Raw genomic sequence first — 23,329 nt, 5'->3', positions numbered from 1 at the left:
GGGTGCCCGGTTGATTTTTCGATTGACGTGGTGGCGCGCCGCTGTGGTTGAGCTGGTTGGCTGGACGCCCCGTTCGGGTTTGAGGTTCTGCCCGTCTGACCCCTGTGGTTGCGGTGGTCCCGGTCCACTTTCGCCACGTCATGTTGCAGTGGGTATTCACAGCTGCCGGACGGGTTTCGCCTGTCCCCAGGCGGGTTTTCTCCCGTTCGTTGTGTCGTACGTCGGTGGGAGAATCCAGTCATGGATCTCGGGACCACGCCTCGTTCGACAGCAGAGCTGCTGTCGCGTGTGGCCGATGGTGTCCGGGCTCGTCAGCGGCTCCTGGTCGAGGAGTGGGAGGCGATCGTCGCCTGGGCCAGCAACCACGTCGTCGCGGGTCCCGAAGGTGCCGCCACGATCACGGAGGGCTATCTCGACACCGGGGTCCCGATCGCCGGCGAGGGTGCACCCCTGGTGTCGGAGTTCGGGCTGATGGAGCTGGTCGCGGTGCTCGGTCGCTCGCCGGATGGTGGGCGGGCGTACGTCGGTCGGGTGATCGAGTGCGCCTGGCGCCTGCCCCATGTGCACGACGCGGTGGTCGCCGGCCGGCTGGCGCCGTGGCGGGCCGAGCGGATCGCCGAACGCACCCACGGCCTCAACGCCGAAGCCGCTGCGTTTGTGGACCGGCAGCTGTTCGACGCCACCGGGGTCGGGTGGGCCCAGCTCGACCGGCTCATCACCGAAGCCGTGCTGCGGTTCGACCCCGCCACCGCCGAAGCCGAACGAGCCAAGGCCGCCGACGGTCGACGGTTCGACATCGACACCCACGTCGACGACCACGGCCTCGTCGCCGTGTCCGGGCTGCTTGACGCTGCGGACGGGCACGACCTCAACCTCGCGGTCGCGCGGCGTGCTGAGGTCCTCGGCCGCTTGGGTGACGAGTCCTCGTTGGATGTGCGTAGGTCGAAGGCCGCTGCCGAACTGGCTCGTGCCGACCTCGCCCTGGATCTGCTCATCCCCGACCCCGACACCGGCGAAACCGGGACCGTGGTGCCGGGGCGTCGGGTGGAGCTCAACGTCCACATCACCGACACCACCCTCACCGGAGCCAACCCGGTCGGTCGGTGGGAGCAGGGCAACTGCCCGATCAGTAGCGAGCAGATCCGGGAATGGCTGCAGGCCCATGACACGACCATCACCGTCCGCCCGGTCATCGACCTGACCGACCACGTCCCGGTCACGAGCTACGAGGTCCCTGACCGCCACAAGCGAGCCGTCGCGCTGCGCGACCACACGTGCCGCTTCCCGCACTGCACCCGCCCCGCGACCCGCTGCGATATCGACCACGCGACCCCCCATGCCCAGGGCGGGGTGACCTGCCCGTGCAACGAGGTTCCCCTCTGCCGACGCCACCATCGCGCGAAGACCCACTCGGCCTGGCACTACGACACCCCGACCCCGGGCACCTATGTGTGGACCAGCCCGAACGGCCACGCCTTCCGCGTCGACCACCGCGGCACCCACCCGGTCCACACCGCGCACCCGCCCGACGAGTAGCCACCCCGCCCCACACCCCGCAGGACCCCCGACCCGCGGGGCCTCAGGCGCGTGCGAGGTCCAGTCCCACCCAGGCCGCGAGAGCGGTGAGCTCTGCGTCGACGGCGTCACCGGTGGCCGGGTCCCAGGGGAGGTCCTCGTGCACCGCGTTGACGCGCAGCACTCCGGACTTGCGGTCGGCCTTCGCGTCGAGCTTCCCGACCAGGCGGTCCCCCACGAGGATCGGCAGCGCGAAGTAGCCCCAGCGGCGCGCTGCGGCGGGCTTGTACATCTCCAGGACGTAGGTGAAGTCGAACAGGTCCAGGGCACGCTCGCGGTCGTAGACGAGGCGGTCGAAGGGCGAGAGGAAGGCGATGCGCCCCTCGAACGGCGCCTCCACCGCGGCCATCGCGTCGGGGTCGACCCGCCACTCGCCCTCGCACCCGTCCACGGTGACGAGCTCGCCCGGCCCGGAGCGGGCCAGGCCGAGGGCGGCCAGCTCCCGCCGGTCGAGCGCCGCCCGCGCCTCGTCGTACGACGGCACGTCGAGGTCGGCGGGGTACACCCGATCCGACAGGTCGTAGACCCGCACCTTCCCGCGCCGCCCGCTGATCGCGACATCGCCCATCAGGGTCAACACCTCGAGCAGGCGGTTCACGTTCTTGTCGTTGTTCCACCCGCTCGACGCCCACCGCACCTCGCAGCTGTCGGGGATGTCGGCCGCGGTCTGCGGCCCCTCGGCCGCGATCCGGGCCAGCACGTCGGCCCGGAAGCCCTGGTTGGCGGCCAGCCAGTCGTGGACGCTCGGGTGCAGCTCCCGCGGCGCCACGGCGAGGTGCAGGCCGATGTCGTCCATCGGCCGCACGTACGACGACAGCTCGGCCAGCGAGCGCTCGGTCTCCAGTGCGAAGGTGAGGTCGGAGTGCTCGTAGTCGTCGCCCAGCCGCGACCAGAGCACCAGGTCGACACTGGGCGCGACGGCCGCGGTGGGGTCGACCTGCAGCAGGGTCAGCTCGTCGACCACCTCGGCCACCGACCCGTGGGAGCGGCGGTCGAGGAGCTGGGCGCGGACCGCGATCCGGCGGGCCTGCTGGCGGTCGAGGACGACCACGTCGCTCAGAGGCGCGCGAGCGCGGCCTGCAGCGGGTCGAGGCCGAGCCCGCCGAGGTCGAGGGCCGCGGTGTGGAAGGCCTTGAGGTCGAAGGCCCCGCCGTGGCGGGCCTGCGCGGCCGCACGGGCGTCGAGCCAGATCCGCTCGCCGACCTTGTACGACGGCGCCTGGCCCGGCCAGCCGAGATAGCGGTTGACCTCGAAGCGCAGCGAGCCGTCGTCCATGCGGGAGTGCGCGCGCATGAACTCGTAGGCGAGGTCCGCGTCCCACGTCTCGCCCGGGCGCCAGCCGAAGGGGTTGTCCGGCGGCACCGTGAGGCCCAGGTGCACGCCGATGTCGACGACCACCCGCGCGGCGCGGAAGCCCTGCATGTCGAGGAATCCGAGCCGGTCGCCGGGGTCCGCGAAGTAGCCGAGCTCGTCCATCAGCCGCTCGGCGTAGAGCGCCCACCCCTCGCCGTGCCCGCTCACCCAGCACAGCAGCCGTTGCCAGCGGTTGAGGAGGTCGGCCCGGTGCACGGCCTGCGCGCACTGCAGGTGGTGGCCCGGGACGCCCTCGTGGAAGACCGTCGTGGTCTCGCGCCAAGTCGAGAACGGCGAGTGACCGTCGGTGAAGGAGAACCACATCGTCCCCGGCCGGGAGAAGTCCTCCGACGGCGGGGTGTACCACGCGCCGCCGTCGTTGATGGGAGCCACCTTGCACTGCAGGGTGCGGATCGGCTCCGCGATGTCGAAGTGCAGTCCGTCGAAGTCGGCGAGGATCGTGTCGGACTTCTCCTGCATCCAGGCCTGGAACGCCTCCCTGCTGCCGCAGTCGCGCGCCGGGTCGGCGTCGAGGGCCGCCACGGCGTCGGCAACGGAGCCTCCGGGCACGATCCGCCCCGCGGTGGCGGCCATGTCGTCCTCGATCCGCTTGAGCTCCTCCCAGCCCCAGCGGTAGGTCTCCTCGAGGTCGACGCTCGCCCCGAGGAAGTAGCGGGAGGCCAGCGCGTAGTGGTCGCGGCCGACGCCGTCGACGTCGCGCCCCCGCGGGAGGAGGTCGGTCTCCACGAAGCGCCCGAAGTCGGCGTACGCCGCCGAGGCGCGCGCCGCCGCGGCGCTCAGCGCCTCGCGGCGCGCCGACGGTGCTGCGGCGACCACGGTGGCGAAATAGTCGCCGGCGGTGCCCTCCTGGCCGGTCCAGCCCCGCACCTGTCCGGCGACCTCGGCGTACTGCCGCTTCGCCGAGACCCGTCCCGCGGATGCCTCCTCCAGCAGGGTCGTGCGGTAGCCCTCCAACGCCGCCGGGACGGCCGACAGCCGGGCGCCGATCGCGTCCCAGTGCTCGCCGGTCTCGGTGGGCATCAGGTCGAAGACCTCGCGGACCGCGTGGATCGCGCTCGAGATCACCGAGAACTCGCTGCGCTCGACCCCGGCGTCAGCGCGCTCGACGCTGAGCCCCACCCGCTCGAGGAAGGCCGCCTTGGCGACCTCCTCGCGCTCGTCGGCCGCCGGCAGCGCGGCCACCTCGGCGAGCGCGCGCCGGTGCAGCTCCTCGGTCGCGGCGAAGCCGTCGGGGGAGAGGTCGGGCAGCGCGTCGTCGTGGCCCGGGATGCCGGCGTACGTCGCCGTGAGCGGGTCGAGCGCGGCGAGATCCTCGACGAAGCGGTCGGTGCGGGCGTCCACGAGGCGCGTCATGGCGACACCCTAGGAGGGGCTCCCGACAACGGCATCCGCATATCGCCGCGCCAGGACCCGCAGGTGGTCGACGAGCGCGGCCGGGGACTCGACGGTGAAGTCGAGCCCGAGCATGCCGATCCACACCGCGACGACCTCCAGGCTGTCACCGCCGGTGACGAGGACGCACCGCCCGTCGGGCAGCGGCTCCACGACGCCCACGGCGGGGTTGATCCGCGCCAGCACCTCCGGGGCGGGGGCGTCGATCACGAGCCGGGCGTGCACCGCCCAGCCGGTCCGCGCCACCTCGCGCACGACCAGCTCGGTCAGGTCTCCCGGCAGCGAGGCCGGGCGGAAGGTGCGGCCGCCGGGAATGCGCAGGGTGAGCCAGTCGACCCGGTACGGCGCCCACGTGCCGCTCGCCGGGGAGCGGCCGACCACGAACCACCGCCGCTGCCAGGCCACCACCCGGTAGGGCTCGATCTCGATCCGCTCCTGCTCCTCGCCGTAGAACGCGCGCAGGCCGCGATGGTCGCGGATCGCGTCCGCGATCTCGGCGAGGACCCCGGCATCGACCTCGGGATCCTCGACATTGGAGTCGGTGTTGACCGGTCCGGCCTCGGTCGCGTCCCGCAGCGCGGTGACTCGACGGCGCAGCCGGTCGGGCAGGACGTGCTCGAGCTTGGTGAGCGCACGACCGCCGCTCTCCTCGAAGCCGGCGACCCCGGTGAGGGTCCGCAGGCCGACCGCGACGGCGACCGCCTCCTCGTCGTCGAGCAGCAGCGGCGGCAGCTTCGCGCCCACGCCCAGCCGGTAGTGGCCGGTCCGGCCGCGGACCCCGTCCACGGGATAGCCCAGCTCGCGCAGCCGCGCGACGTCGTTGCGCACCGTCCGCTCGGTCACGCCGAGCTGCCGCGCCAGCTCCGGCGCGGTCCACTCCACCCGGGCCTGCAGGAGACCGAGCAGCTCGAGCACCCGTCCCGCGGTCGTCGTCATGGACCCGATTAAACCGGAAGAAACCTTTCCGCAATGGCTTCTACCGTCGGAGACACGAGGACGGGGGACCACCCCGGCCGCCACCGAGAGGCAGCACCATGAGCGAGCAGATCACCCCCTTCGTCATCGACGTGCCGCAGGCCGACCTGGACGACCTGCGCGAGCGCCTGGCCCGGACCCGCTTCGCACCGGCGGCGCCCGGCGACTCCTGGGACCGCGGCACCCCGGCGTCCTACCTCCGCGCGATGGTCGAGCGCTGGAGCTCCTTCGACTGGCGCGCGGTCGAGGCCCGGCTCAACGCCTACGACGGCTTCGTGACCGAGATCGAGGGCCAGCGCATCCACTTCCTGCACGTGCGCTCGCGGCACGCCGAGGCCACGCCGCTGCTCCTCGCCCACACCTACCCGGGTTCCCAGCTCGACTTCCTCGACATGATCGAGCCGCTCGTCGACCCCGAGGCCCACGGTGGGACGGCCGCGCAGGCGTTCCACCTCGTGATCCCGTCGATGCCGGGCTTCGGCTGGTCGACCCCGCTGGCCTCCGCCGGCTGGACGACGGCGCGGGTCGCCACGGCGTACGACACCCTGATGCGGCGGCTCTGCTACGACGCGTACGGCGTCCACGGCAGCGACATGGGTGCCATGGTGGGGCGCGAGCTCGCGGTCGCGGACCCCGAGGGCTTCCGCGGCGCGCACGTGCTGCAGCTGTTCTCCTTCCCCTCCGGGGACCCGGCGGAGTTCGCCGACTTCGGGCCGAAGGAGTACGCCGCGCTCGAGCACATGCAGTGGTTCCAGTCCGTCGGCGGCTACAACCAGATGAACGCGAGTCGCCCGCAGACCATCGCCGCCGGGCTGGCCGACTCGCCCGTCGCCGTGCTGGCCTACAGCGAGCTGCTCGAGAGCTTCGGCAACGGCACCAGCCTGGTCACCCCGGAGCAGGTCCTCGCCCAGGCGACGCTCTACTGGCTGACGAACAGCTACGGCTCGGCCGCGCAGTACTACTACGAGGAGCAGCGCTCGGGCACCGAGCCGGTGGTGAGCACCGGCCGGATCGGGGTGGCCGTGTTCCGGGACGACTTCCAGACCATCCGATCGCTCGCCGAGCGCGACAACGCGAACATCGCCTACTGGTCGGAGCACGAGCGCGGCGGCCACTTCGCCGCGATGGAGGTCCCGGCCGACGTGGTGGCCGACCTCCGGGCGTTCTTCGCCTGAGTGCGCCCGTGCCGGCACCCCGGGCTTTCGTCCGGGGGCCGGCTGCGCCAAGGTAGAGCCCGTGACTTCCGGAGCCACCCCGACCCCCACCCGTGGACCCCTGGACGGCGACCGGCTGGCCGGCGCGTTCGACCAGGCCCCCGACCTCTCCTTCGAGCTGCTGGCCGAGGCCCCCTCGACGAACGAGGTGGCGGCCGAGCGCGCCCGCGCCGGGGCGCACGAGGGCCTGGTGGTCGTCGCGGACCACCAGTCGTCGGGCCGCGGCCGCCTCGACCGCACCTGGCAGACGCCGCCCGGGACGGCCGTGACCTTCTCGCTCGTGCTGCGGCCGACGGTGCCGCCGACGGCCTGGCCGTGGCTGCCCCTCCTGGTCGGCCACAACGTCGCCAAGGCGATCACCGCCTTCGGCTACGAGGCGTCGGTCAAGTGGCCCAACGACGTCCTCCTCGCCGATGACCGCAAGGTCGCCGGCATCCTCGTCGAGCGGGTGGAGACGCCCACCGGTCCCGCCGCGATCGTCGGCGTCGGGATCAACGTCGCGATGACGGCCGAGGAGCTGCCGGTCCCCACCGCGACCAGCCTCGCCGTGGCCGGCCCCGAGGCGCCCGACCGGACGTCGGTGCTGCTCGGGGTGGTCGCCGCCGTGCGCGAGGGGTACGACGTCTGGCAGGCCGGCGGCGACCAGGGCACGGCGCGCCTCGCCACGTCGTACCGTGGCCACTGCGCGACGCTCGGACGTGACGTCCGGGTGGAGCTGCCGGGCGGTGGGGAGCTGGTCGGCCGCGCGAGCGACATCGACGACGACGGCCGCCTGGTGGTGCAGACCGCCGACGGGACCGAGCGGGTGGGAGCCGGCGACGTCATCCACGTCCGTCCCACCTCGGCCTGATCCGTCCGCTTAGGTGGGATGATCGGTCGGTGGCCATCTCGAAGAAGCTGCTCAACCCCGGCGAGCGCCTGGTCGTGAGCACCCGGCAGCATCCCAAGGCACTGTTCGCCCCGCTCCTCGCGCTCGTGGTGCTGCTCGCGATCGGCGTGTTCGCGCAGGCGCAGCTCGACGGCGACGGGTTCGAGGAGGTGCTCACCCTGATCGTGTGGGTGCTGGTCGTCCTCGGCATCCTGTGGTTCGCGGTGCGCCCGTTCCTCGTCTGGCTCACGACGGTGCACGCGTTCACCGACCGCCGGCTGATCACGCGCAACGGCATCATCACGCGCCGCGGCCACGACATCCCGCTGGCCCGGGTCAGCGACATCTCGATCGAGATCAACCTGCTGGACCGGCCCTTCGGCTGCGGCAGCCTGCTGATCGCGGACGCCTCCACCTTCGGCATGGTCCGGCTCAACGACATCCCCCACGTCGAGGCGACCCAGCGCCAGCTCAACGAGCTGCTCCACGGTCTGCACGGTGGCCCGGCGCCCCGCCGGGACGAAGGTGTCTGACTCCGGCCCCGGGCCCGCGCCGGCGGAGGACGGGCAGCTCACCGCCGCGGAGGTGGCCGAGCAGGCCGGCCTGCCGCTCGACTACACCCGGCGCCTGTTCCGCACCCTCGGCTTCGCCGAGCACGGGGACGCCCCGGCGTACTCGGGCGCCGACGTGGCGGCGATGCGGATCCTCGCCCAGAGCCCGGGGGAGGAGCCGGTGGACCTCGACGTCGCGCTCAACGTGACGCGGGGGATCGGCATCACCATGGCGCGCCTGGCCGACTGGGAGGTCGGCGAGCTGGTGCAGCACGTCGCCGACGGCGTCCCCGAGGGCGAGCAGGTGGAGGACCCCGGAGCCCAGGTCCGCGCGCGCCTCGGCGCCGGCTTCGAGGAGCTGCTCGTCTATGCGTGGCGCCGCCATCTCGCCGCCGCGATCGAGCGGATGGAGGCCGTGCGCGCCCTCGACGACGACCCGCACATGACCGACCTCAGCGTCGGCTTCGCCGACATCGTCGGCTTCACCGCGCTGTCCAACGAGGTCTCCCGCGAGCGGATCGGCGAGCTGGTCGAGGTCTTCGAGGCCCGCTGCGGCGACGTCATCGCCCGCGAGCAGGGCCGGCTGATCAAGAGCATGGGAGACGCCGTCCTCTTCGTGAACGACGACCCGATGGCGGCCTTCACCACCGCCGAGGGGATCATCAACGTGATCGGACGCGACCCGCGGATGCCCGACGTGCGGGTCGGCCTGGCCACCGGGGGCGTGGTCCTGCGGATGGGCGACGTGTTCGGGCCGCCGGTCAACCTGGCCGCCCGGCTGACCCAGGTGGCCCGCCGCAACCGGATCATCGTGGACCACGAGACGGCCGGCCTGCTGCCGGCCGACCAGGTCGACGCGCGTCCGCTTCCCGCCCGGCCGGTGCGCGGGTTCGGCGTCGTCGAGCCGGTCGCGGTGAGGCGAGCCTGACCTCCTCAGGCGGACGAACGGGCTGGTCAGAGGCCATTTCTGGCGGGCCCTCTCAAGGCAAAATTCTCGTCATTCCCCGTTCGCGGGGGCCCGCTCGTCCCTACCTTGACCCATGTGATCGAGGTGCAGGACGTCAGGGTCGACCCGTCGACCCGGCGCGCGTGGCGTGGGGACCGCGAGATCCTGTTGTCCCGCAAGGAGTTCGACCTGGTCCATGCGCTCATCGCGCGAGCCGGGTCGGTCGTCACGCGCGAGGAGCTGATGCGTGACGTGTGGGGCGTGACCTTCTGGACGTCGTCGAAGACGATCGACGTCCACCTGGGGTGGGTGCGGCGCAAACTCGGGGACGACACCCGCCAGCCCCGGCTGATCACCACGATCCGCGGGCAGGGCCTGCGCTTCGAGCTCGCGGCGGCGGCGGAGGCCGGCTCGGCGTAGCGCCCGCGCAGTGCGTAGGGTTTCGGCCGTGTCGACGACCGAACCTGCGCCCCGGATCGCCGTGATCGGCGGCGGTCAGCTCGCCCGGATGATGGCTCCTCCGGCGGTCGCCCTCGGCGTACCGCTCCGCCTGCTCGCCGAGGCCGAGGGCGTCTCCGCCGCACAGGTGATCCCCGACCAGATGGTCGGCGACTACCGCGACCTGGACACGCTGCGGGCCGTCACCGACGGCTGCTCGGTCGTCACCTTCGACCACGAGCATGTGCCGACCGAGCACCTGCGCGCCCTCGCCGCTGACGGCGTCGTCGCGCACCCCGGACCCGAGGCCCTGGTCCACGCCCAGGACAAGGTGGTCATGCGGGAGGCGATGGCCCGCCTCGACGCCCCGCAGCCGCGATGGGCGGTCGTCTCCTCCGAGGCCGAGGTCGAGGAGTTCGGCCTGCCGTGCGTCCTCAAGGTCGCGCGCGGCGGGTACGACGGCAAGGGCGTGTGGATGGTCCGGAGCCTCCAGGACGCGGCCGAGCCGCTGGCCGCGGCGCGGGCGAGCGGGGTCCGGCTGCTGGCCGAGGAGCTCGTCGACTTCCGCCGCGAGCTGTCCGCGCTCGTCGCGCGCGCCCCGAGCGGCCAGGCGGCGGCGTACCCGGTCGTCGCGACGCTCCAGGTCGACGGCGTGTGCCGCGAGGTGGTCGCGCCCGCGCCCGACCTCGACCCCGCGCTCGCGGCCGCCGCGCAGGAGCTCGCGCTGCGCATCGCCGGTGAGCTCGGCGTCACCGGCATCCTCGCCGTGGAGCTCTTCGAGGAGGTCGCCGCGGACGGAAGCAGCCGGGTGCTCGTCAACGAGCTGGCCATGCGCCCCCACAACACCGGTCACTGGACCCAGGACGGTGCCGTCACGAGCCAGTTCGAGAACCACCTGCGTGCGGCGCTCGACCTGCCGCTGGGCTCGCCCGCGCCGCGGGCGCGCTGGACGGTCATGGTCAACATCCTCGGCGGCGACGACCCCGACGTCGGCCGCCTGTACGACGGCTACCCGCACGCCCTCGCCCGGGACCCGCGGCTGCGGGTGCACCTGTACGGGAAGGAGCTGCGGCCCGGCCGCAAGGTCGGCCACGTCAACGTCTACGGCGACGATCTCGAGGACTGCCTCGAGCGCGCCCGCCACGCCGCCGCCTGGTTCCGCGGCGACCTCGGCAACGAGAGCGAGTAGCAACCCCCTAGGCTCGCGCCCATGACTGCGCGCGTGGGCATCGTGATGGGCTCGGACTCCGACTGGCCGGTGATGAAGGCCGCCGCCGAGGCGCTCCAGGAGTTCGGGATCTCCTACGAGGCCGACGTCGTCTCCGCCCATCGGATGCCGGCAGAGATGCTGGCCTACGGCCAGGACGCCGCGAGCCGCGGCCTGAGCGTGATCATCGCCGGCGCCGGGGGCGCCGCCCACCTGCCCGGCATGCTCGCCGCGGTGACGCCGCTGCCGGTGATCGGGGTGCCCGTGCCGCTGAAGTACCTCGACGGCATGGACTCGCTGCTGTCGATCGTGCAGATGCCGGCCGGCGTGCCGGTCGCGACGGTGGCGATCGGCGGGGCGCGCAACGCCGGCCTGCTCGCCGTACGGATCCTCGCGGCCACGGACCCCGCGCTGCAGAAGCAGATGCGGGACTTCCAGGCCGAGCTGAAGGCCGCCGCCGAGGCGAAGGGCGCCGTGGTCCGCGACCAGTAGGGCTCAGGCGCCGCGTCGGCGCCATTCGATCGCCGGGCAGGTGTCCATGACCATCGGCACGCCCGCGGCCCGGGTCCGCTCGAACGCCGCGTCGTCGCGGACGCCGAGCTGGAACCAGACGCCGCCGGCGCCGACCGCGACCGCCTCGTCCGCGAACCGGCCGGCGTCCTCGGAGCGGCGGAAGACGTCCACGACGTCGATAGGGAAGGGCACGTCGGCGAGCGTGGCGTAGCCCTGCTCGCCGAGCACGGTGGGCGCGGAGGGATGGATCGGCACGATCCTCTTGCCACGTCGCTGCAGCAGCGCGGCGATCTCGTACGCCGTCCGCGCCGGGTTGCCGGACAGGCCGACGATCGCCCAGGTGGTGGTGTCGTCGAGCATCCGGTCGATGACGGCGGGGTCCAGGTGCGCAGGAGTGCTCATGGTGTCCCAAGGCCGCGGGGGCGGCGGTTCTTCCCCGGCGCTCCCGGTCAGCGCCGGGTGAGGGCCGCCCGCACCTCGCGGACGACCTGCTCGACATCGCGCTCGCCGCCTGTGATCACGACCGTCGGCGGCCCCTCCGGGACCGGGCCCCGCAGGACGGCGAGGGCATGGCCGAGGGCCCGGTCGACGAGCGCCTCCGCTCTCGCCGCGTCGTCGACGTCGCCGCGCAGCCACTGGCGCAGGACGTGGTTGTGGGCGATCACGACTGACGACGCGACCAGCTCGGCCCGCAGCGGGCCGTCCGGCTCGGTGTCGAGCCAGCCGTGGACGTGGCGTGCGAAGAGCCGCACGTAGCGCTGGACGCTCGCGATCTCCCGGTCCCGGATCGCGGGGACGGAGCTGGCGAGGCGGTAGCGGAGCCGGGCCGTCTCGCCCTCGGCGAGGTAGTGGTCGAGCACGATCCCGGCGGCCTCGCGCAGGGCGACCTCGCGCCCCGCGGCCGAGGTGGTGGCCAGGCGCTCGTCGACCCGGCGCAGCAGCGCCTCGTGGTCAGGCAGGACGACGTCGTCCTTGGTGGCGAAGTGACGGAAGAAGGTGCTGCGCCCGGTCTCGGCCCGCGCCGCGATGTCGTCGACCGTCGTGGCGTCGTACCCCTGGCCCGCGAACAGCTCGAAGGCGGCGGTGACGAGGCGGGCGCGGGGGGTCGGCACGGAGCGACCCTAACTCGACGGGACGCAGTCCCGCGACTATGGTACTGAGTACCAACGAGTCCAGGAGAGCCGTCGTGAGCGACCACCCGATGTACGCCCTGTCCGAGGAGCACCAGGCCATCCGCGAGGCCGTGCGCGCGATCTGCGACGCCAAGGTCGCTCCCTACGCCGCCGAGGTCGACGAGGAGGCCCGCTACCCCCGCGAGGCGGCCGAGGCACTCCGGGCCGCGGACTTCCACGCACCCCACGTGCCCGAGCAGTACGGCGGCGCGGGCGCCGACGCGCTCGCCACCGTCCTGGTGATCGAGGAGATCGCGCGCGCCGACGTCTCCGCCTCCCTCATCCCCGCCGTCAACAAGCTCGGCTCGCTTCCGGTGATGATCGGCGGCTCGGAGGAGCTGAAGGCCAAGTACCTCGGCCGGCTCGCGGCCGGCGAGGGCTTCTCGTACTGCCTCTCCGAGCCGGACGCCGGCTCGGACGCCGCCAACCAGCGGACTCGCGCCGTCCGCGACGGCGATGCGTGGGTCCTCAACGGCACCAAGCGCTGGATCTCCAACGCGGGGGAGTCGGAGTTCTACACCGTCCTCGCGACGACCGACCCCGACGCCCGGTCGAAGGGCATCTCGGCCTTCGTCGTGGAGAAGGGCGACCCCGGTGTGTCCTTCGGGGCCCCGGAGAAGAAGCTCGGCATCAAGGGCTCGCCCACCCGCGAGGTGTACTTCGACAACGTCCGGATCCCCGGCGACCGGATCATCGGCGAGGAGGGGAAGGGCTTCGAGTACGCCATGCGCACCCTCGACCACACCCGGGTCACCATCGCAGCCCAGGCCGTCGGCGTCGCGCAGGGGGCCCTCGACTACGCCCTCGGCTACGCCCAGGAGCGGCAGCAGTTCGGCAAGGCGATCGCGGACTTCCAGGGCCTGCAGTTCCTCCTCGCCGACATGGGCATGAAGGTCGAGGCCGCCCGCCAGCTGACCTACGCGGCCGCGGGCCGGTCCGAGCGTGGCGACAGCGATCTCACCTTCTTCGGCGCGGCGGCCAAGTGCTTCGCCTCCGACGTGGCCATGGAGGTCACGACCAACGCGGTCCAGGTGCTGGGCGGCTACGGCTACACCCGCGACTACCCGGTCGAGCGGATGATGCGCGACGCCAAGATCACCCAGATCTACGAGGGCACCAACCAGGTGCAGAGGATCGTGATGGCCCGGCAGCTGCTGGCGGGGGTGCAGAGCACCCTCTGACCGGCAGAGCGGCGATGGCTCTCCAAAGCCTGGTACCAGAACCTGTGACCGCGTGTCACGTCCAACGCCCAAAGTTTCCGCGTCCGGCCCGTAACTCTTCTCACGGAGCGAGCGTTTGACCAGGAGATCCGCCGGTCCACCGCCGGCGGAGCGTGGCGTTGACCGTGCGGGAGATGGGGTCCGATGCGTCGTTACCTGGTCCTAGGCAGTGCCGTCGCGGCACTTGCCACGTTCCTGCTCGCCCTCGCGGGCGTCGCGGCGCCGGCCCTCGCCGACCCCTACACGCCCGCGGTGCCGACGACCTGCCGGGTGGACGTGCCGACGACGCTGGCGGGCGAGCGGGTGGTGGTCCGGGTCCGGGTGACGGCGGCGGGCAGCGTGCAGCCGACGGGGACGGTGACGGTCGAGGTCGACGAGTCGTTCTCGAAGAAGGTGCGCTACGACGGTGCGCCGGTCGAGGTCCTCGGCCCGCGGGTGGGTCGTGGTGAGCACCGGGCGAGCGCGACCTTCGTGCCCGACGACCCGACGCGGTTCACGGGCTGCCGGGACAGTGTGAGGTTCCAGGTCGGCGCCCAGGGCGGCGGCGCGGGTGGTGGTGCCGGGGGGCTGCCCAACACGGGCGGTCCGCACCTGGGCCTCCTCCTCGCCGGGATCGGGCTCGTCGTGACCGGTGGCGGACTCCTCGAACGGAGCCGTCGCCGGGCGTGACACCCGGCTCCGCATCGCGTTGGATGGGGTGGGGCCATCCGACGCGACGCCCCGCCGAGGAGGGATCCCCATGACCCAGACCGATCTGCCCGGCGACTCCGAGCAGGACGCCGCGCCCCGGCGGGTACGCCGGCGCCGCACGCGCCCCGCAGGCGACCCCTCCGGCCCGTCCGGCTCGTCGCGGACCGGCACCCGCAGGCGGGTCTCCTTCTGGATGGGCTGCGGCCTGATCGCCGCGGGCCTCGCCGTGCTGGGCTGGGTGGCGTGGCAGTTCTGGGGCACCAACTGGCAGTCGCAGCAGCGCCAGGGCGATGTCCGCCGGGCGCTGGCATCGGGCTGGGGCGACGGCCAGGACGTCGTCCGCACCGACTTCGGCAACGCGACGGCGATCCTGCACATCCCCAAGTTCGGCAAGGACTTCGCCGTCCCCGTGCTCGAGGGCGCGAGCGACACGGTCCTCGCGTCCGGGGTGGGGCACATGGAGGACACCGAGGCCGGCGGCGTGGGCAACTACGTGCTCGCCGGGCACCGCGTGACCCATGGCGAGCCCTTCGCCGAGCTGCCGACCCTCGAGCCGGGCGACGAGGTCGTCGTGGAGACCCGGACCGCGACCTACACCTACGTGCTCGACACCGGCGGGGAGGACCTGATCATCCCGTTCACCCAGACCTGGGTCCTCGACGAGAGGCCGGTGAACCCGAACGGCGGCACCCAGCCGCCCGACGGCGTCGGCAACCAGCTGATCACGCTGCTGACCTGCTCGGAGATCTTCCACACCGACAACCGCTCGGTCGTCTTCGGCCATTTGGTGGAGTCGTCGGTCCCCTCGGGCTGAGCACCCACTAGGGTGGGGGCTACGCACTGCCCGTCACCTTGGACGCCGGGTCGTTGCATGGGGAAGTTCAAGGAGGACACGTGCTCAAGAAGATGGCCGCGCTCTGCGCGCTCGCCGTGGCGTTCGCCGTCGTACCGTCGACGCCGGCGACGGCGGACGGCTACACGGTGAAGATCCCGACCGCCACGCACATCAAGGTGGTCGTCGCCGAGCCGGGCAAGCCGATCGTGCTGGAGGTCAGCGCGAGCGCCAACTACCCGACGCCGCCGGCGGGCAACATCGCCGTGACCGTCTCCGCGAGCGGCAGCGCCGCTCGAGGCGCGCGGGCCCTCGTCGCGAAGCCGGTCTTCTCCACGACCGTGCACTTCGTCGACAAGCCGGTCCGGGTCACCGGCCCCCGCCTGCCGAAGGGCTCCTATCTCGCCCGCGCGGCGCTCACGCCCGACGACGCGGCGCTCTTCCTGCCCTCGTCCGACAGCACCCGCTTCCGCATCGGCGCCGCCGCCGGCGGTGACGACGGCGACGACAACGGTGGCGCGCTGCCCAACACGGGCGGCCCCGACCTCCTGTGGCTGCTGCTCGGCGCCGGCCTCGTCGCCGCCGGCGCGGGCAGCATCAGCCTCGGCCGCCGGCGGGTCGCAGCCGCCGCCTGACCCTGCCCCACGGTCCGCTCAGGGAGCGGGCCAGGTGGTGCTGCGGGCCATCCCCAGGGCCCGCTGCGGGCCGTGCCAGTTGGCCTGCATGTGCAGCCAGGGCCGGCTGAACCACAAGAACCCGTCGACGTGACGCTTGGCGGCCCGGGCGGTCTCGCCGGAGAGCCCCCAGCGCGGGTCGCCGACGCGTGAGGTCGGCGGGATGCCGAGGGTCACGCAGCCGCGGCGGTCCGAGGTCGACCCGCACACCCGGGCGTTGTCGTTGACCCGGCCGTCCGCGTCCACCTCGGGCCAGGTCATGCCGTTGCCGTTCTGGGCGGTGTCGACCACGAAGTGGACGCCCTTCACCCCGCGCTCGCGCAGGATCCGCACCAGCTCGGCACCGTAGGCGACGCTCTGGGCCGTGCCGACGTAGTGGGTCGCGTTGAGCGCGAACCCGCGGGCGTCCTCGATCCCGTTGGCGAGCAGCAGGTCGGCGGCCTGGGACGCCCGCGGCACCCCCACCTGCGGCGTGCTGCTCCAGTCCGCGGCCCCGGCGTCGAGGTAGACGCTGGTGTTCGGCTGCGCCGCGAAGGCGCGGACCGCGTGCTTGATGAGGGCGCTGGTGACCGCACGGTTCGAGCACCACCAGAACGGCAGGTCCGGCTGCAGGACCACGGCGGCGTGCTGGCGACCCAGCGCCCGCGCCGCGTTGGAGATCCAGCGCCGGTAGGCGTCCTGGGCGCTCGGGGACGGAGTGCGGCCGCACACCGCGTGCTCCCACGGGTCCATCCGGAAGATCGCGAGCTGGACGAGGGTCTTGCGGTCGCCACCCGAGGCGTTCGCGACGTACTCCTCGACGACGGACCCGATCTGCTCGGGGGAGCCGCTCCAGGTGCCGAGCCACAGGGCCTTGGGGCGCAGCGCGATCCGGCCCAGCAGCTGCCTGCTCTCCCCGCCGGCCGCCTCGTAGGCGTTCCAGGTGTGCTCGAGCCGGCCCCGGTAGACGCCCCACCGGCGCTCCGCGAGGGGGTTGCGGGGGTTCTGCTGGTGGGCGGGCTGCGCGCGCTGCCACACCTCCTTGTCGCGGTGGTACGGCCGCGCGGTCCGGGTCGGGCTGGGCGGGGCGACGGGCGGCGTCGGCGTGGCCGCCGGCGCGGTCGGCGTCGGCGTCGCGACGGCCTCGCTGCTCGACGCCGCGGGCGTCGGCTCCGCGGCCGGCTCGCCCGAGCCGCCGCAGGCGGCCAGCGTCAGGAGCGCGGTCGCGGTCAGGAGGAGGGCGCGGGCACGGCGGAGGGCACGGCGGCAGGAGCTGGTCGGCATCGCCGCGAGGCTAACCCGGACGTGGGTCCGCCCAGAAGTCGCGGCGCGACCTAGACTGGAACCTGTTCCTGTTTCCCGCCCGGTCCCTGGAGGTCCCCATGCCCTCGCTGCGCTGCCCCTGCGACACCACCCTGCGCGCCGACACCGACGACGAGCTGGTCGCGAAGGTGCAGGAGCACCTCGCGGCGGAGCACCCCGGACGGGAGTACAGCCGCGAGGAGATCCTGTTCATGGCCCTGTGAGCGGCGGGTCATCCGATCCGGGGCAGCTGCGATGCCTTGCCGGTGAACGCGGGCGCGCGCTTCTCGAGGAACGCCGCGACGCCCTCCTTGCCGTCGGCCACCGACGTCCAGAACATGGCGAGGGAGTCGCTGAGGTGTGCCTCGAGGGGGTCGGCGGCCGCGCTGTTGCGGTAGAGCAGCTGCTTGGCGAGCCCGAGCGCGACCGGCGAGCGGTCGCGGACGAACGAGCGCGCCAGGTCGTAGGCCGCCGGCAGTAGGTCGTCGGGCTCGTGCAGGCTGCGCACCAGACGACCGGCGAGTGCCTGGTCGGCGGTCAGGATCTCCGCGGAGTACACCCACTCCAGCGCCTGCTGGATCCCGACGATGCGTGGGAGGAACCACGACGAGCAGGCCTCCGGCACGATCCCGAGGCGGCCGAAGACGAAGCCGATCCGCGCCTTCGTCGACGCCAGCCGGATGTCCATGGCCAGGGTCATCGTCGCGCCGATGCCCACCGCGGGCCCGTTGATCGCCGCGATGACCGGCTTCGGCAGGGCATGGATCGCCAGCGTCACCTTCCCGCCGGTGTCGCGGACGCCGTCGGCGTACGGCGGCTGGTCGTAGGCCGCGCGGAACTCCTCGGGCGTGGGGGAGAGGCTCTCGTCGAGCCCGAAGACGTTGCCCTCGGCCGAGAGGTCCATGCCGGCGCAGAACGCCCGCCCGGCGCCGGTCACGACCACGGCGCGCACCGCGTCCTCCCGCGCCTCGTTGGTGAAGACCTCGAGCAGCTCGCGCGCCATGGTGAGGTCGAAGGCGTTGAGCGCGTCGGGCCGGTGCAGCGTCAGCGTGGCGATGCCGTCGTCGTCGACGTGCCAGGTCAGGGTGTCGTACACGGTGTCCTCCGGGGAGTCGTGGGGGCGCTAGTCGTCGGCCAGGCCGGTGGCCGTGCAGAGATCCTTGGTGATCTCCTCGGTCCGGTCCTCCGCGATCCTGCCGAAGAGCCGCCGCGCCCGCTCGGCGTCCCACGTGGTGTCGGCCCGCGCGACCGGAACGGTGCACGACTTCTCCACCTTGGTCATGGCGAGCGCCCAGCGCCCGGCGTCCACGGGACCGGAGGTCTCGCCGAAGCGGAAGAAGTCCGGGACCGAGCCGTTGAGCCGCCACCAGCGGACCGGGTTGAGCACCGACCACGGGGAGAGCACCTTGTCGCCGACCGCGGCGATGACCTCGCGCTGCTGCTGGACCCGCGCCAGGTCCGAGATCGGGCTGTGCTTGCGCGCCCGCGAGTAGGCCAGCGCGGTCGCGCCGTCGACCTCCTGGCAGCCCTTCTTCACGTTCAGCCCGGAGTCCTTGTCCTTGATCCGCTTCTTCGGGCAGATCTCGATGCCGCCGACGGCGTCGACCACGCCCACCAGGCCGCCGAAGCCGATCTCGACGTACTGGTCGACGTGCAGGCCGGTCGCCTTCTCCAGCGTCTGGACGAGCAGCGGCGTGCCGCCCTTGGCGTACGCCGAGTTGACCTTGCCGACGCCGAAGCCCGGGATGTCCAGCGGCGAGTCGCGCGGGATGGACACCAGGGTGGTCGGGCCGTCGCCGGTGTGCAGGAGCAGGATCGTGTCGGTCAGCTCCGACTCCGCGTCCCCGGTGTGCAGCCGCTTGCGCTCGGCAGGGGACAGGCCCGCGCGCGAGTCGCTGCCGACCAGCAGGTAGGTCGTGCCGGGCTGCTCGGCCGGTCGGTCGCCCGAGGGCTCGAAGTCGACCTTGTCGACGCGGTTCCACGCGACGAGCGGCACGGCCACCAGGTAGACCAGCCAGAGCACGAGGGCCAGGAGCACCAGCCGCAGGTAGGTGCGCGGCCGGGACCAGCGCCCGCGCCGGGCGCCGCGGGGAGGCGCGGGCGGGGGCGGCTGTGGGCCCGCGGGACGTGGTCCCACAGGATCGGGACGGCCGGCGTACGGCTCGGCGGGGGGACGCCGCTGGACCGGGATCCTGCGGGTCGGCTCGGGGTCGGAGCCGCCCGGTGAGCCGGATCCGTAGACCCAGTCGAAGCCGTCTCCGTCGTCCCCCGACTTGTTGCCGCGCCCTGCCATGGTCCAGACGCTACCGTCAGCGGCGTGACTGAGATCGTCGCGGCACGCACGCCGTCGTACTCCCGCATCGAGCTGGCCACCCTGACCTCGCGCGCCCAGGCCAACCTGCTCGGCAACATCCACGGCGGCGAGGTGGTCAAGCTCGCCGACTCCACGGCCGGGGTCGTGGCACAGCGGCACAGCGGCGGTCCGGCGGTCACGGCGGCCCTCGACGAGATGGCCTTCCTCGAGCCGGTGCGCGTCGGCGACATCATCCGGACCTTCGGCCAGGTCAACTGGGTCGGCACCTCGTCGATGGAGATCGGCGTCCGGATCGAGACCGAGCCGTGGGACGCCGCCGGCGAGGTGCTGCACGTCGGGTCGGCCTACTTCGTCTTCGTCGCCGTCGACGGAGCCGGTCGCGGCCGCCCCGTCCCCGCGCTCGAGCCCGAGACCGAGGAGGACCGTCGCCGGCTGCGGGAGGCCGAGATCCGCCGTGCGCACCGGCTCGCCCGGCGCCGGGAGATCGAGGCGGGGCGGGTCACCCCCTGAGCGCCCCGCCGACCTCCGCGATCGCCCCGGCCACGGCGTCGACCGCCGCCGGTCGCGGGGGCGCCCCGTAGGTCGAGAGCTGGACCCGGCGATGGGCGCTCAGCGGGCTCCGTACGACGTCGCGGTGCTGGTGGGCGCGCAGGGCCAGTCCCGGGAGCACGGTCACACCGAGCCCGCTCGCGACGAGTGACTGGACCGCGACGTAGTCGTCGCTGGCGAAGGCGATCGTCGGCGTGAAGCCGGCGTCCGCGCAGAGCGAGAGCAGCTCGCGACGGCAGCGCTCGCAGCCGGTGATCCAGTCCGAGCCCGCGTACGCGTCGAGCGCGACGGGGCCCGCCGCCGGCGCGCCCGCCGCAGCGGTCACCAGGTGCAGCGGGTCGTCGAGCACCGGGACCGAGGTGACCTGCTCCGGCTCCGGCTGGTCGGGATAGGCGAAGGTCAGGGCGAGGTCGACGCGGCCGGCGCGCAGCAGCTCGTAGGCCTCGGGCGGCTCGGCCTCGACGAGGTCGAGGCGGATGCCCGGGTGGCGGCCGGCGAGCAGGGCGATGGCGTCCGGCACGAGCGTGGCGGCGCCCGACGGGAAGGCGGCGAGCCGGACCCGGCCCGACTGCAGGCTCGTCGCCGCGGCGAGCTCGGCCTCGGCACGGGCCAGCAGGCCGAGGATCTCCTCGCCGCGCCGGGCCAGGCGCTCGCCCTCCGGGGTGAGCCGGATCCCGCGGCCGACCCGCTGGAGCAGCACGCTGCCGGTCTCGGCCTCGAGCCGGCGCAGGTGGTGCGAGATCGTCGGCTGGCCGTAGTGCAGCTGGGCCGCGGCGCCCGAGACCGAGCCCGTGCGATGGACGGCGACGAGGGCCTCGAGGCGGCGCAGGTCGATCATGCTGGCAGGATAATGATCGAGAGCATCGATGGAAAGGCTCGAAAAGAACTATTGGACCGATGGGTGGTCCACCGCGGACGATGGACCCATGCCCGGCCGCCCCCTCACCGCCTCCTCGTCGGATCCCTCGTCCGACCCCGCAGCCGAGCTGACCTTCGAGGCGGTGCTCGCCGCCGCGGAGATCGTGCGGACGGAGCTGGCGCCGAGCCCGCTGCAGGCCCACCCGCTGCTCGACCGCGCCCTCGGGCGCCCCGTGCTGGTCAAGCACGAGAACGTGCTGCCCACCGGGGCCTTCAAGGTCCGTGGCGGCGTCCACCTCGCGGCACGGCTCACCGACGCCGAGCGGGCGCACGGCCTGGTGACCTGCTCCACGGGCAACCACGCCCAGTCGGTCGCGTACGGCGCCCGGCTGGCCGGCGTCCGCGCGACCGTCGTGATGCCCGCCAGCGCGCCCGCGGCCAAGCGGGACGCCGTCCGCGCCCTCGGTGCCGAGGTGGTCCTCGTGGGCGCCAGTCTCGGCGAGGCGGCCGAGCACGCCCGGGCCCGTGCCGCGCAGACGGGCGCCTCGTTCGTCTGTCCGACGGACCCGCGCATCGTGCTGGGCCATGCGACGGCCTATCTCGAGCTCTTCGGTCAGGCGGCCGACGCCGGCGCCGAGCTGAGCGCGCTCTTCGTCCCGGTCGGCAGCGGCACCGGCGCGGCGGGCGCCTGCCTCGTGCGCGACGTCCTCGCGCCGGACTGCCGCGTCGTCGGCGTGCAGTCCGCGGCGGCCCCCGCCGGCTGGCGGTCCTGGCGCAGCGGGGCGATCGAGACCGCGCCCGCGACCACACGTGCGGCCGGGCTCGCCACGACCACCGGCTATCCGCGCACCCAGGCGGTGCTGCGCGAGCGGCTCGACGAGTTCGTGCTCGTCGACGACGACGCCATCGACGACGCCGCCCGCCTGCTCGCGACCTGCGCCCACACCCTCGCCGAGGGAGCCGGCGCCGCGTCCCTGGCCGGGGCGCTCGCCCGTCGGATGGACGGCCTCGTCGCCGTCGTCTGCACCGGTGCGAACGCGTCCGCCGACGAGATCGCCCGCCTCGCCGGATCGGTCGCCGCGGCCTGAGCCGTCGGCGCGTCGTCACCCGCGTGACAGGTGGGACTGGTGATACTGGGCGGGTGCCTCAGCCCGGACCCAGCGACGCGCGCATCGCCGTCGACGAGCGAGCTGCCCGGGTGCGCTTCCGCCGGGCGTTGACGCTGATGGCGTTCACGCTCGTCGTCCCGGGCTCCGCGCAGCTGATCGCGGGCAACCGGGCCGTCGGCCTGCTCGCCGTACGGGTCTGGCTCGCCTCCCTCGGCACCCTGCTCGTCGTCGGCGTCTGGAGCTGGCTCGACAACGGCTTCGCGCTGTCCCTCGCGTTCAGCCCGACCGCCATGCTCGTCATCCGCCTCTACCTCATCCTCGGCGCCCTCGGCTGGGCCGCGCTGTTCGTCGACGCCTGGCGGATCGGCCAGCCGCTGAGCCTCCGGCTGCCGCACCGCCGTGCCGTCGTCGGCGTCAACGGGGTGCTGTGCTTCTCCGTCGCCGGCACCCTGCTCTTCGGCTCCCACCTCGCCGCCGCCCAGCGGGAGTGGCTGACGATGTTCGCCGACGGTGACCTCGGCACCGCGCACCAGGGCCGCTACAACATCCTGCTCATCGGCGGCGACTCCGGCTCGGACCGCTGGGGCCTGCGCACCGACTCGATGACGGTCGCCTCCGTCGACGCCACCACCGGTCGCACCGTGATGATCGGCCTGCCCCGCAACATGCAGAACTTCCCGTTCCGCGAGGGCAGCGTGATGGACGAGCACTTCCCCAAGGGCTTCGACTGCGACGACTGCTATCTCAACGGCGTCAGCACCTGGGTCGGCGACCACACCGAGCTCTTCCCCGACTCCGAGACGCCGGGCATCGACGCCACCGTGATGGCGGTCGAGGGCATCACCGGCCTCGACATCAACTACTGGGTGATGGTCAACATGCGCGGCTTCGAGCGCCTGGTGGACGCCTTCGGCGGGGTCACCCTCAACGTGCGCCAGCGGATCCCCGTCGGCGGCCTGGGCAAGGACGTCACCGGCTACATCGAGCCGGGGCGGCGCAAGCTCAACGGCCACGACGCCCTCTGGTACGCCCGGGCCCGTGAGGGCTCCGACGACTACTCGCGCATGGCGCGCCAGAAGTGCGTCTTCTCCGCGCTCGCCTCGCAGGTCAGCCCGAAGCAGGCACTCACCAACTTCCAGGAGATCGCACGGGCCTCCAGTGCGATGATCAAGACCGACATCCCGGGCGGCGCGCTGAGCGACTTCGTCGAGCTCGCGCTGCGTGCGCGGACCCAGAAGATCTCCTCGGTCTCCCTGGTGCCGCCGCGCATCGACACCGCGAACCCCGACATCGACCTGGTCCACCGGATGGTCGGCAAGGCGATCGACCGCGCCGAGGGCGACCTGAAGGCCGCGCGGCAGGCGGCGGACAAGGCGGCTGCCCACGCGGACGGCTCCGACCAGGCGGGTGACGCCGACCAGGCGGCCGGCTCCGGCGAGGACACGGCGCGGAGCGAGAAGTCCGGGAACGGCGCGGGAGCGGTCACCGGCGGCTCGCTCGGCTCCCGCAACGACGGCTACGTCGCCAACGAGACAGACGACGTCGCCGCCGCCTGCTGACGCCGCCCCGGTCGAGGA

The 23,329-nt window shown here is 73.2% G+C and carries 25 protein-coding genes; 16 read left to right on the top strand and 9 right to left on the bottom strand.

Annotation, left to right across the window (positions count from 1 at the left end; all coding sequences use genetic code 11):
- Window positions 1-240: 240 nt before the first annotated feature.
- Window positions 241-1,536 carry an HNH endonuclease gene (locus ACJ5H2_RS15785; RefSeq protein WP_408896371.1) on the top strand — a complete coding sequence of 432 codons (1,296 nt, stop codon included), beginning with the start codon at window positions 241-243 and terminating at the stop codon, window positions 1,534-1,536.
- A gap of 43 nt (window positions 1,537-1,579) precedes the next feature.
- Here the strand turns inward: ACJ5H2_RS15785 and ACJ5H2_RS15780 are convergent, their stop codons facing one another.
- Genes ACJ5H2_RS15780 through ACJ5H2_RS15770 form a run of 3 tightly spaced genes read right to left on the bottom strand, consistent with a single transcriptional unit; the run spans window position 1,580 to window position 5,277 of the window.
- Window positions 1,580-2,626 (bottom strand): DNA glycosylase AlkZ-like family protein, encoded by a 1,047-nt coding sequence (locus tag ACJ5H2_RS15780; RefSeq protein ID WP_408896370.1) that lies wholly within the window; start codon window positions 2,624-2,626, stop codon window positions 1,580-1,582.
- Window positions 2,627-2,631: 5 nt separating this feature from the next.
- Entirely contained in the window at window positions 2,632-4,302 is a 1,671-nt protein-coding gene (locus tag ACJ5H2_RS15775) for a DUF885 domain-containing protein (protein ID WP_408896369.1), read from the bottom strand.
- A 9-nt stretch (window positions 4,303-4,311) separates the two neighbouring features.
- Window positions 4,312-5,277, bottom strand: coding sequence for a helix-turn-helix transcriptional regulator (locus tag ACJ5H2_RS15770; protein ID WP_408896368.1), 966 nt, complete (start codon window positions 5,275-5,277; stop codon window positions 4,312-4,314).
- A gap of 98 nt (window positions 5,278-5,375) precedes the next feature.
- On the opposite strand from ACJ5H2_RS15770, the gene ACJ5H2_RS15765 reads away from it, so the two are divergent.
- The 7 genes from ACJ5H2_RS15765 to purE all read left to right on the top strand — a co-directional run bounded on the left by ACJ5H2_RS15765 (window position 5,376) and on the right by purE (window position 11,032).
- The gene (locus ACJ5H2_RS15765) at window positions 5,376-6,491 is read left to right on the top strand and encodes an epoxide hydrolase family protein (protein ID WP_408896367.1); all 1,116 of its coding nucleotides are present in this window, start codon (window positions 5,376-5,378) and stop codon (window positions 6,489-6,491) included.
- 61 nt (window positions 6,492-6,552) lie between these two features.
- Window positions 6,553-7,380, top strand: a complete 828-nt coding sequence (locus tag ACJ5H2_RS15760; RefSeq protein WP_408896366.1) for a biotin--[acetyl-CoA-carboxylase] ligase — start codon at window positions 6,553-6,555, stop codon at window positions 7,378-7,380.
- Between the two features lie 29 nt (window positions 7,381-7,409).
- Window positions 7,410-7,931 (top strand): PH domain-containing protein, encoded by a 522-nt coding sequence (locus ACJ5H2_RS15755; RefSeq protein ID WP_408896365.1) that lies wholly within the window; start codon window positions 7,410-7,412, stop codon window positions 7,929-7,931.
- Window positions 7,924-8,877 (top strand): adenylate/guanylate cyclase domain-containing protein, encoded by a 954-nt coding sequence (locus ACJ5H2_RS15750; RefSeq protein WP_408896364.1) that lies wholly within the window; start codon window positions 7,924-7,926, stop codon window positions 8,875-8,877. Before ACJ5H2_RS15755 ends, ACJ5H2_RS15750 begins: the two co-directional genes overlap by 8 nt.
- Window positions 8,878-8,991: 114 nt before the next feature.
- Entirely contained in the window at window positions 8,992-9,315 is a 324-nt protein-coding gene (locus ACJ5H2_RS15745) for a winged helix-turn-helix domain-containing protein (protein WP_408896363.1), read from the top strand.
- A 28-nt stretch (window positions 9,316-9,343) separates the two neighbouring features.
- Window positions 9,344-10,522 carry a 5-(carboxyamino)imidazole ribonucleotide synthase gene (locus ACJ5H2_RS15740; protein ID WP_408896362.1) on the top strand — a complete coding sequence of 393 codons (1,179 nt, stop codon included), beginning with the start codon at window positions 9,344-9,346 and terminating at the stop codon, window positions 10,520-10,522.
- A 21-nt stretch (window positions 10,523-10,543) separates the two neighbouring features.
- Entirely contained in the window at window positions 10,544-11,032 is a 489-nt protein-coding gene (gene purE / locus ACJ5H2_RS15735; RefSeq protein ID WP_408896361.1) for a 5-(carboxyamino)imidazole ribonucleotide mutase, read from the top strand.
- A gap of 3 nt (window positions 11,033-11,035) precedes the next feature.
- Here purE and ACJ5H2_RS15730 read toward each other — a convergent pair whose 3' ends face one another.
- Both ACJ5H2_RS15730 and ACJ5H2_RS15725 read right to left on the bottom strand, forming a co-directional pair.
- On the bottom strand, window positions 11,036-11,455 hold the full coding sequence (locus tag ACJ5H2_RS15730; protein ID WP_408896360.1) for a CoA-binding protein: 420 nt from the start codon (window positions 11,453-11,455) through the stop codon (window positions 11,036-11,038).
- Between the two features lie 47 nt (window positions 11,456-11,502).
- Entirely contained in the window at window positions 11,503-12,165 is a 663-nt protein-coding gene (locus tag ACJ5H2_RS15725) for a TetR/AcrR family transcriptional regulator (protein WP_408896359.1), read from the bottom strand.
- 89 nt (window positions 12,166-12,254) lie between these two features.
- Here ACJ5H2_RS15725 and ACJ5H2_RS15720 point away from each other — a divergent pair, with 89 nt between their 5' ends.
- From ACJ5H2_RS15720 to ACJ5H2_RS15705, 4 genes are all read left to right on the top strand, one after another.
- A complete protein-coding gene (locus tag ACJ5H2_RS15720) occupies window positions 12,255-13,406 on the top strand; it encodes an acyl-CoA dehydrogenase family protein (protein WP_408899643.1) in 1,152 nt (383 codons plus the stop codon).
- 183 nt (window positions 13,407-13,589) lie between these two features.
- On the top strand, window positions 13,590-14,114 hold the full coding sequence (locus tag ACJ5H2_RS15715) for a hypothetical protein (RefSeq protein ID WP_408896358.1): 525 nt from the start codon (window positions 13,590-13,592) through the stop codon (window positions 14,112-14,114).
- A 70-nt stretch (window positions 14,115-14,184) separates the two neighbouring features.
- Window positions 14,185-14,949, top strand: a complete 765-nt coding sequence (locus ACJ5H2_RS15710) for a class E sortase (RefSeq protein ID WP_408896357.1) — start codon at window positions 14,185-14,187, stop codon at window positions 14,947-14,949.
- 80 nt (window positions 14,950-15,029) lie between these two features.
- Window positions 15,030-15,602, top strand: a complete 573-nt coding sequence (locus tag ACJ5H2_RS15705) for an LPXTG cell wall anchor domain-containing protein (RefSeq protein ID WP_408896356.1) — start codon at window positions 15,030-15,032, stop codon at window positions 15,600-15,602.
- Window positions 15,603-15,620: 18 nt separating this feature from the next.
- On the opposite strand, the gene ACJ5H2_RS15700 is transcribed toward ACJ5H2_RS15705, so the two are convergent.
- Window positions 15,621-16,904 (bottom strand): glycoside hydrolase family 6 protein, encoded by a 1,284-nt coding sequence (locus tag ACJ5H2_RS15700; protein ID WP_408896355.1) that lies wholly within the window; start codon window positions 16,902-16,904, stop codon window positions 15,621-15,623.
- 98 nt (window positions 16,905-17,002) lie between these two features.
- On the opposite strand from ACJ5H2_RS15700, the gene ACJ5H2_RS15695 reads away from it, so the two are divergent.
- Window positions 17,003-17,146, top strand: coding sequence for a DUF1059 domain-containing protein (locus ACJ5H2_RS15695; protein WP_408896354.1), 144 nt, complete (start codon window positions 17,003-17,005; stop codon window positions 17,144-17,146).
- An 8-nt stretch (window positions 17,147-17,154) separates the two neighbouring features.
- Here ACJ5H2_RS15695 and ACJ5H2_RS15690 read toward each other — a convergent pair whose 3' ends face one another.
- The gene (locus ACJ5H2_RS15690; protein WP_408896353.1) at window positions 17,155-18,018 is read right to left on the bottom strand and encodes a crotonase/enoyl-CoA hydratase family protein; all 864 of its coding nucleotides are present in this window, start codon (window positions 18,016-18,018) and stop codon (window positions 17,155-17,157) included.
- Window positions 18,019-18,045: 27 nt separating this feature from the next.
- Window positions 18,046-19,215, bottom strand: a complete 1,170-nt coding sequence (locus ACJ5H2_RS15685; protein ID WP_408896352.1) for an LCP family protein — start codon at window positions 19,213-19,215, stop codon at window positions 18,046-18,048.
- A gap of 24 nt (window positions 19,216-19,239) precedes the next feature.
- Between ACJ5H2_RS15685 and ACJ5H2_RS15680 the strand changes: the two genes are divergently transcribed.
- Entirely contained in the window at window positions 19,240-19,746 is a 507-nt protein-coding gene (locus tag ACJ5H2_RS15680) for an acyl-CoA thioesterase (RefSeq protein ID WP_408896351.1), read from the top strand.
- Here the strand turns inward: ACJ5H2_RS15680 and ACJ5H2_RS15675 are convergent.
- A complete protein-coding gene (locus ACJ5H2_RS15675) occupies window positions 19,736-20,623 on the bottom strand; it encodes a LysR family transcriptional regulator (protein ID WP_408896350.1) in 888 nt (295 codons plus the stop codon). The two genes, ACJ5H2_RS15680 and ACJ5H2_RS15675, sit on opposite strands and share 11 nt — an antisense overlap.
- An 88-nt stretch (window positions 20,624-20,711) precedes the next feature.
- Here ACJ5H2_RS15675 and ACJ5H2_RS15670 point away from each other — a divergent pair, with 88 nt between their 5' ends.
- Both ACJ5H2_RS15670 and ACJ5H2_RS15665 read left to right on the top strand, forming a co-directional pair.
- The gene (locus ACJ5H2_RS15670; RefSeq protein WP_408896349.1) at window positions 20,712-21,731 is read left to right on the top strand and encodes a threonine/serine dehydratase; all 1,020 of its coding nucleotides are present in this window, start codon (window positions 20,712-20,714) and stop codon (window positions 21,729-21,731) included.
- A gap of 53 nt (window positions 21,732-21,784) precedes the next feature.
- The gene (locus tag ACJ5H2_RS15665) at window positions 21,785-23,311 is read left to right on the top strand and encodes an LCP family protein (protein ID WP_408896348.1); all 1,527 of its coding nucleotides are present in this window, start codon (window positions 21,785-21,787) and stop codon (window positions 23,309-23,311) included.
- Window positions 23,312-23,329: the final 18 nt, after the last annotated feature.

The organism is Nocardioides pymetrozini (assembly GCF_046058985.1).
In the GTDB taxonomy this organism is placed as follows: domain Bacteria; phylum Actinomycetota; class Actinomycetes; order Propionibacteriales; family Nocardioidaceae; genus Nocardioides.
The sequence above is the reverse complement of the archived record's forward strand: the minus strand, read 5'-3'. Positions and strand labels throughout refer to the sequence as shown.

Bases quoted from the DNA above. Each gene is read 5' to 3' on its own strand.
- ACJ5H2_RS15710 (WP_408896357.1), top strand. From the start codon at position 14,185: ATGACCCAGACCGATCTGCCCGGCGACTCCGAGCAGGACGCCGCGCCC.
- ACJ5H2_RS15675 (WP_408896350.1), bottom strand. From the start codon at position 20,623: ATGATCGACCTGCGCCGCCTCGAGGCCCTCGTCGCCGTCCATCGCACG.
- ACJ5H2_RS15775 (WP_408896369.1), bottom strand. From the start codon at position 4,302: ATGACGCGCCTCGTGGACGCCCGCACCGACCGCTTCGTCGAGGATCTC.
- ACJ5H2_RS15700 (WP_408896355.1), bottom strand. From the start codon at position 16,904: ATGCCGACCAGCTCCTGCCGCCGTGCCCTCCGCCGTGCCCGCGCCCTC.
- ACJ5H2_RS15670 (WP_408896349.1), top strand. From the start codon at position 20,712: ATGCCCGGCCGCCCCCTCACCGCCTCCTCGTCGGATCCCTCGTCCGAC.
- ACJ5H2_RS15730 (WP_408896360.1), bottom strand. From the start codon at position 11,455: ATGAGCACTCCTGCGCACCTGGACCCCGCCGTCATCGACCGGATGCTC.
- ACJ5H2_RS15685 (WP_408896352.1), bottom strand. From the start codon at position 19,215: ATGGCAGGGCGCGGCAACAAGTCGGGGGACGACGGAGACGGCTTCGAC.
- ACJ5H2_RS15765 (WP_408896367.1), top strand. From the start codon at position 5,376: ATGAGCGAGCAGATCACCCCCTTCGTCATCGACGTGCCGCAGGCCGAC.
- ACJ5H2_RS15695 (WP_408896354.1), top strand. From the start codon at position 17,003: ATGCCCTCGCTGCGCTGCCCCTGCGACACCACCCTGCGCGCCGACACC.
- ACJ5H2_RS15720 (WP_408899643.1), top strand. From the start codon at position 12,255: ATGTACGCCCTGTCCGAGGAGCACCAGGCCATCCGCGAGGCCGTGCGC.
- ACJ5H2_RS15770 (WP_408896368.1), bottom strand. From the start codon at position 5,277: ATGACGACGACCGCGGGACGGGTGCTCGAGCTGCTCGGTCTCCTGCAG.
- ACJ5H2_RS15715 (WP_408896358.1), top strand. From the start codon at position 13,590: ATGCGTCGTTACCTGGTCCTAGGCAGTGCCGTCGCGGCACTTGCCACG.
- purE (WP_408896361.1), top strand. From the start codon at position 10,544: ATGACTGCGCGCGTGGGCATCGTGATGGGCTCGGACTCCGACTGGCCG.
- ACJ5H2_RS15785 (WP_408896371.1), top strand. From the start codon at position 241: ATGGATCTCGGGACCACGCCTCGTTCGACAGCAGAGCTGCTGTCGCGT.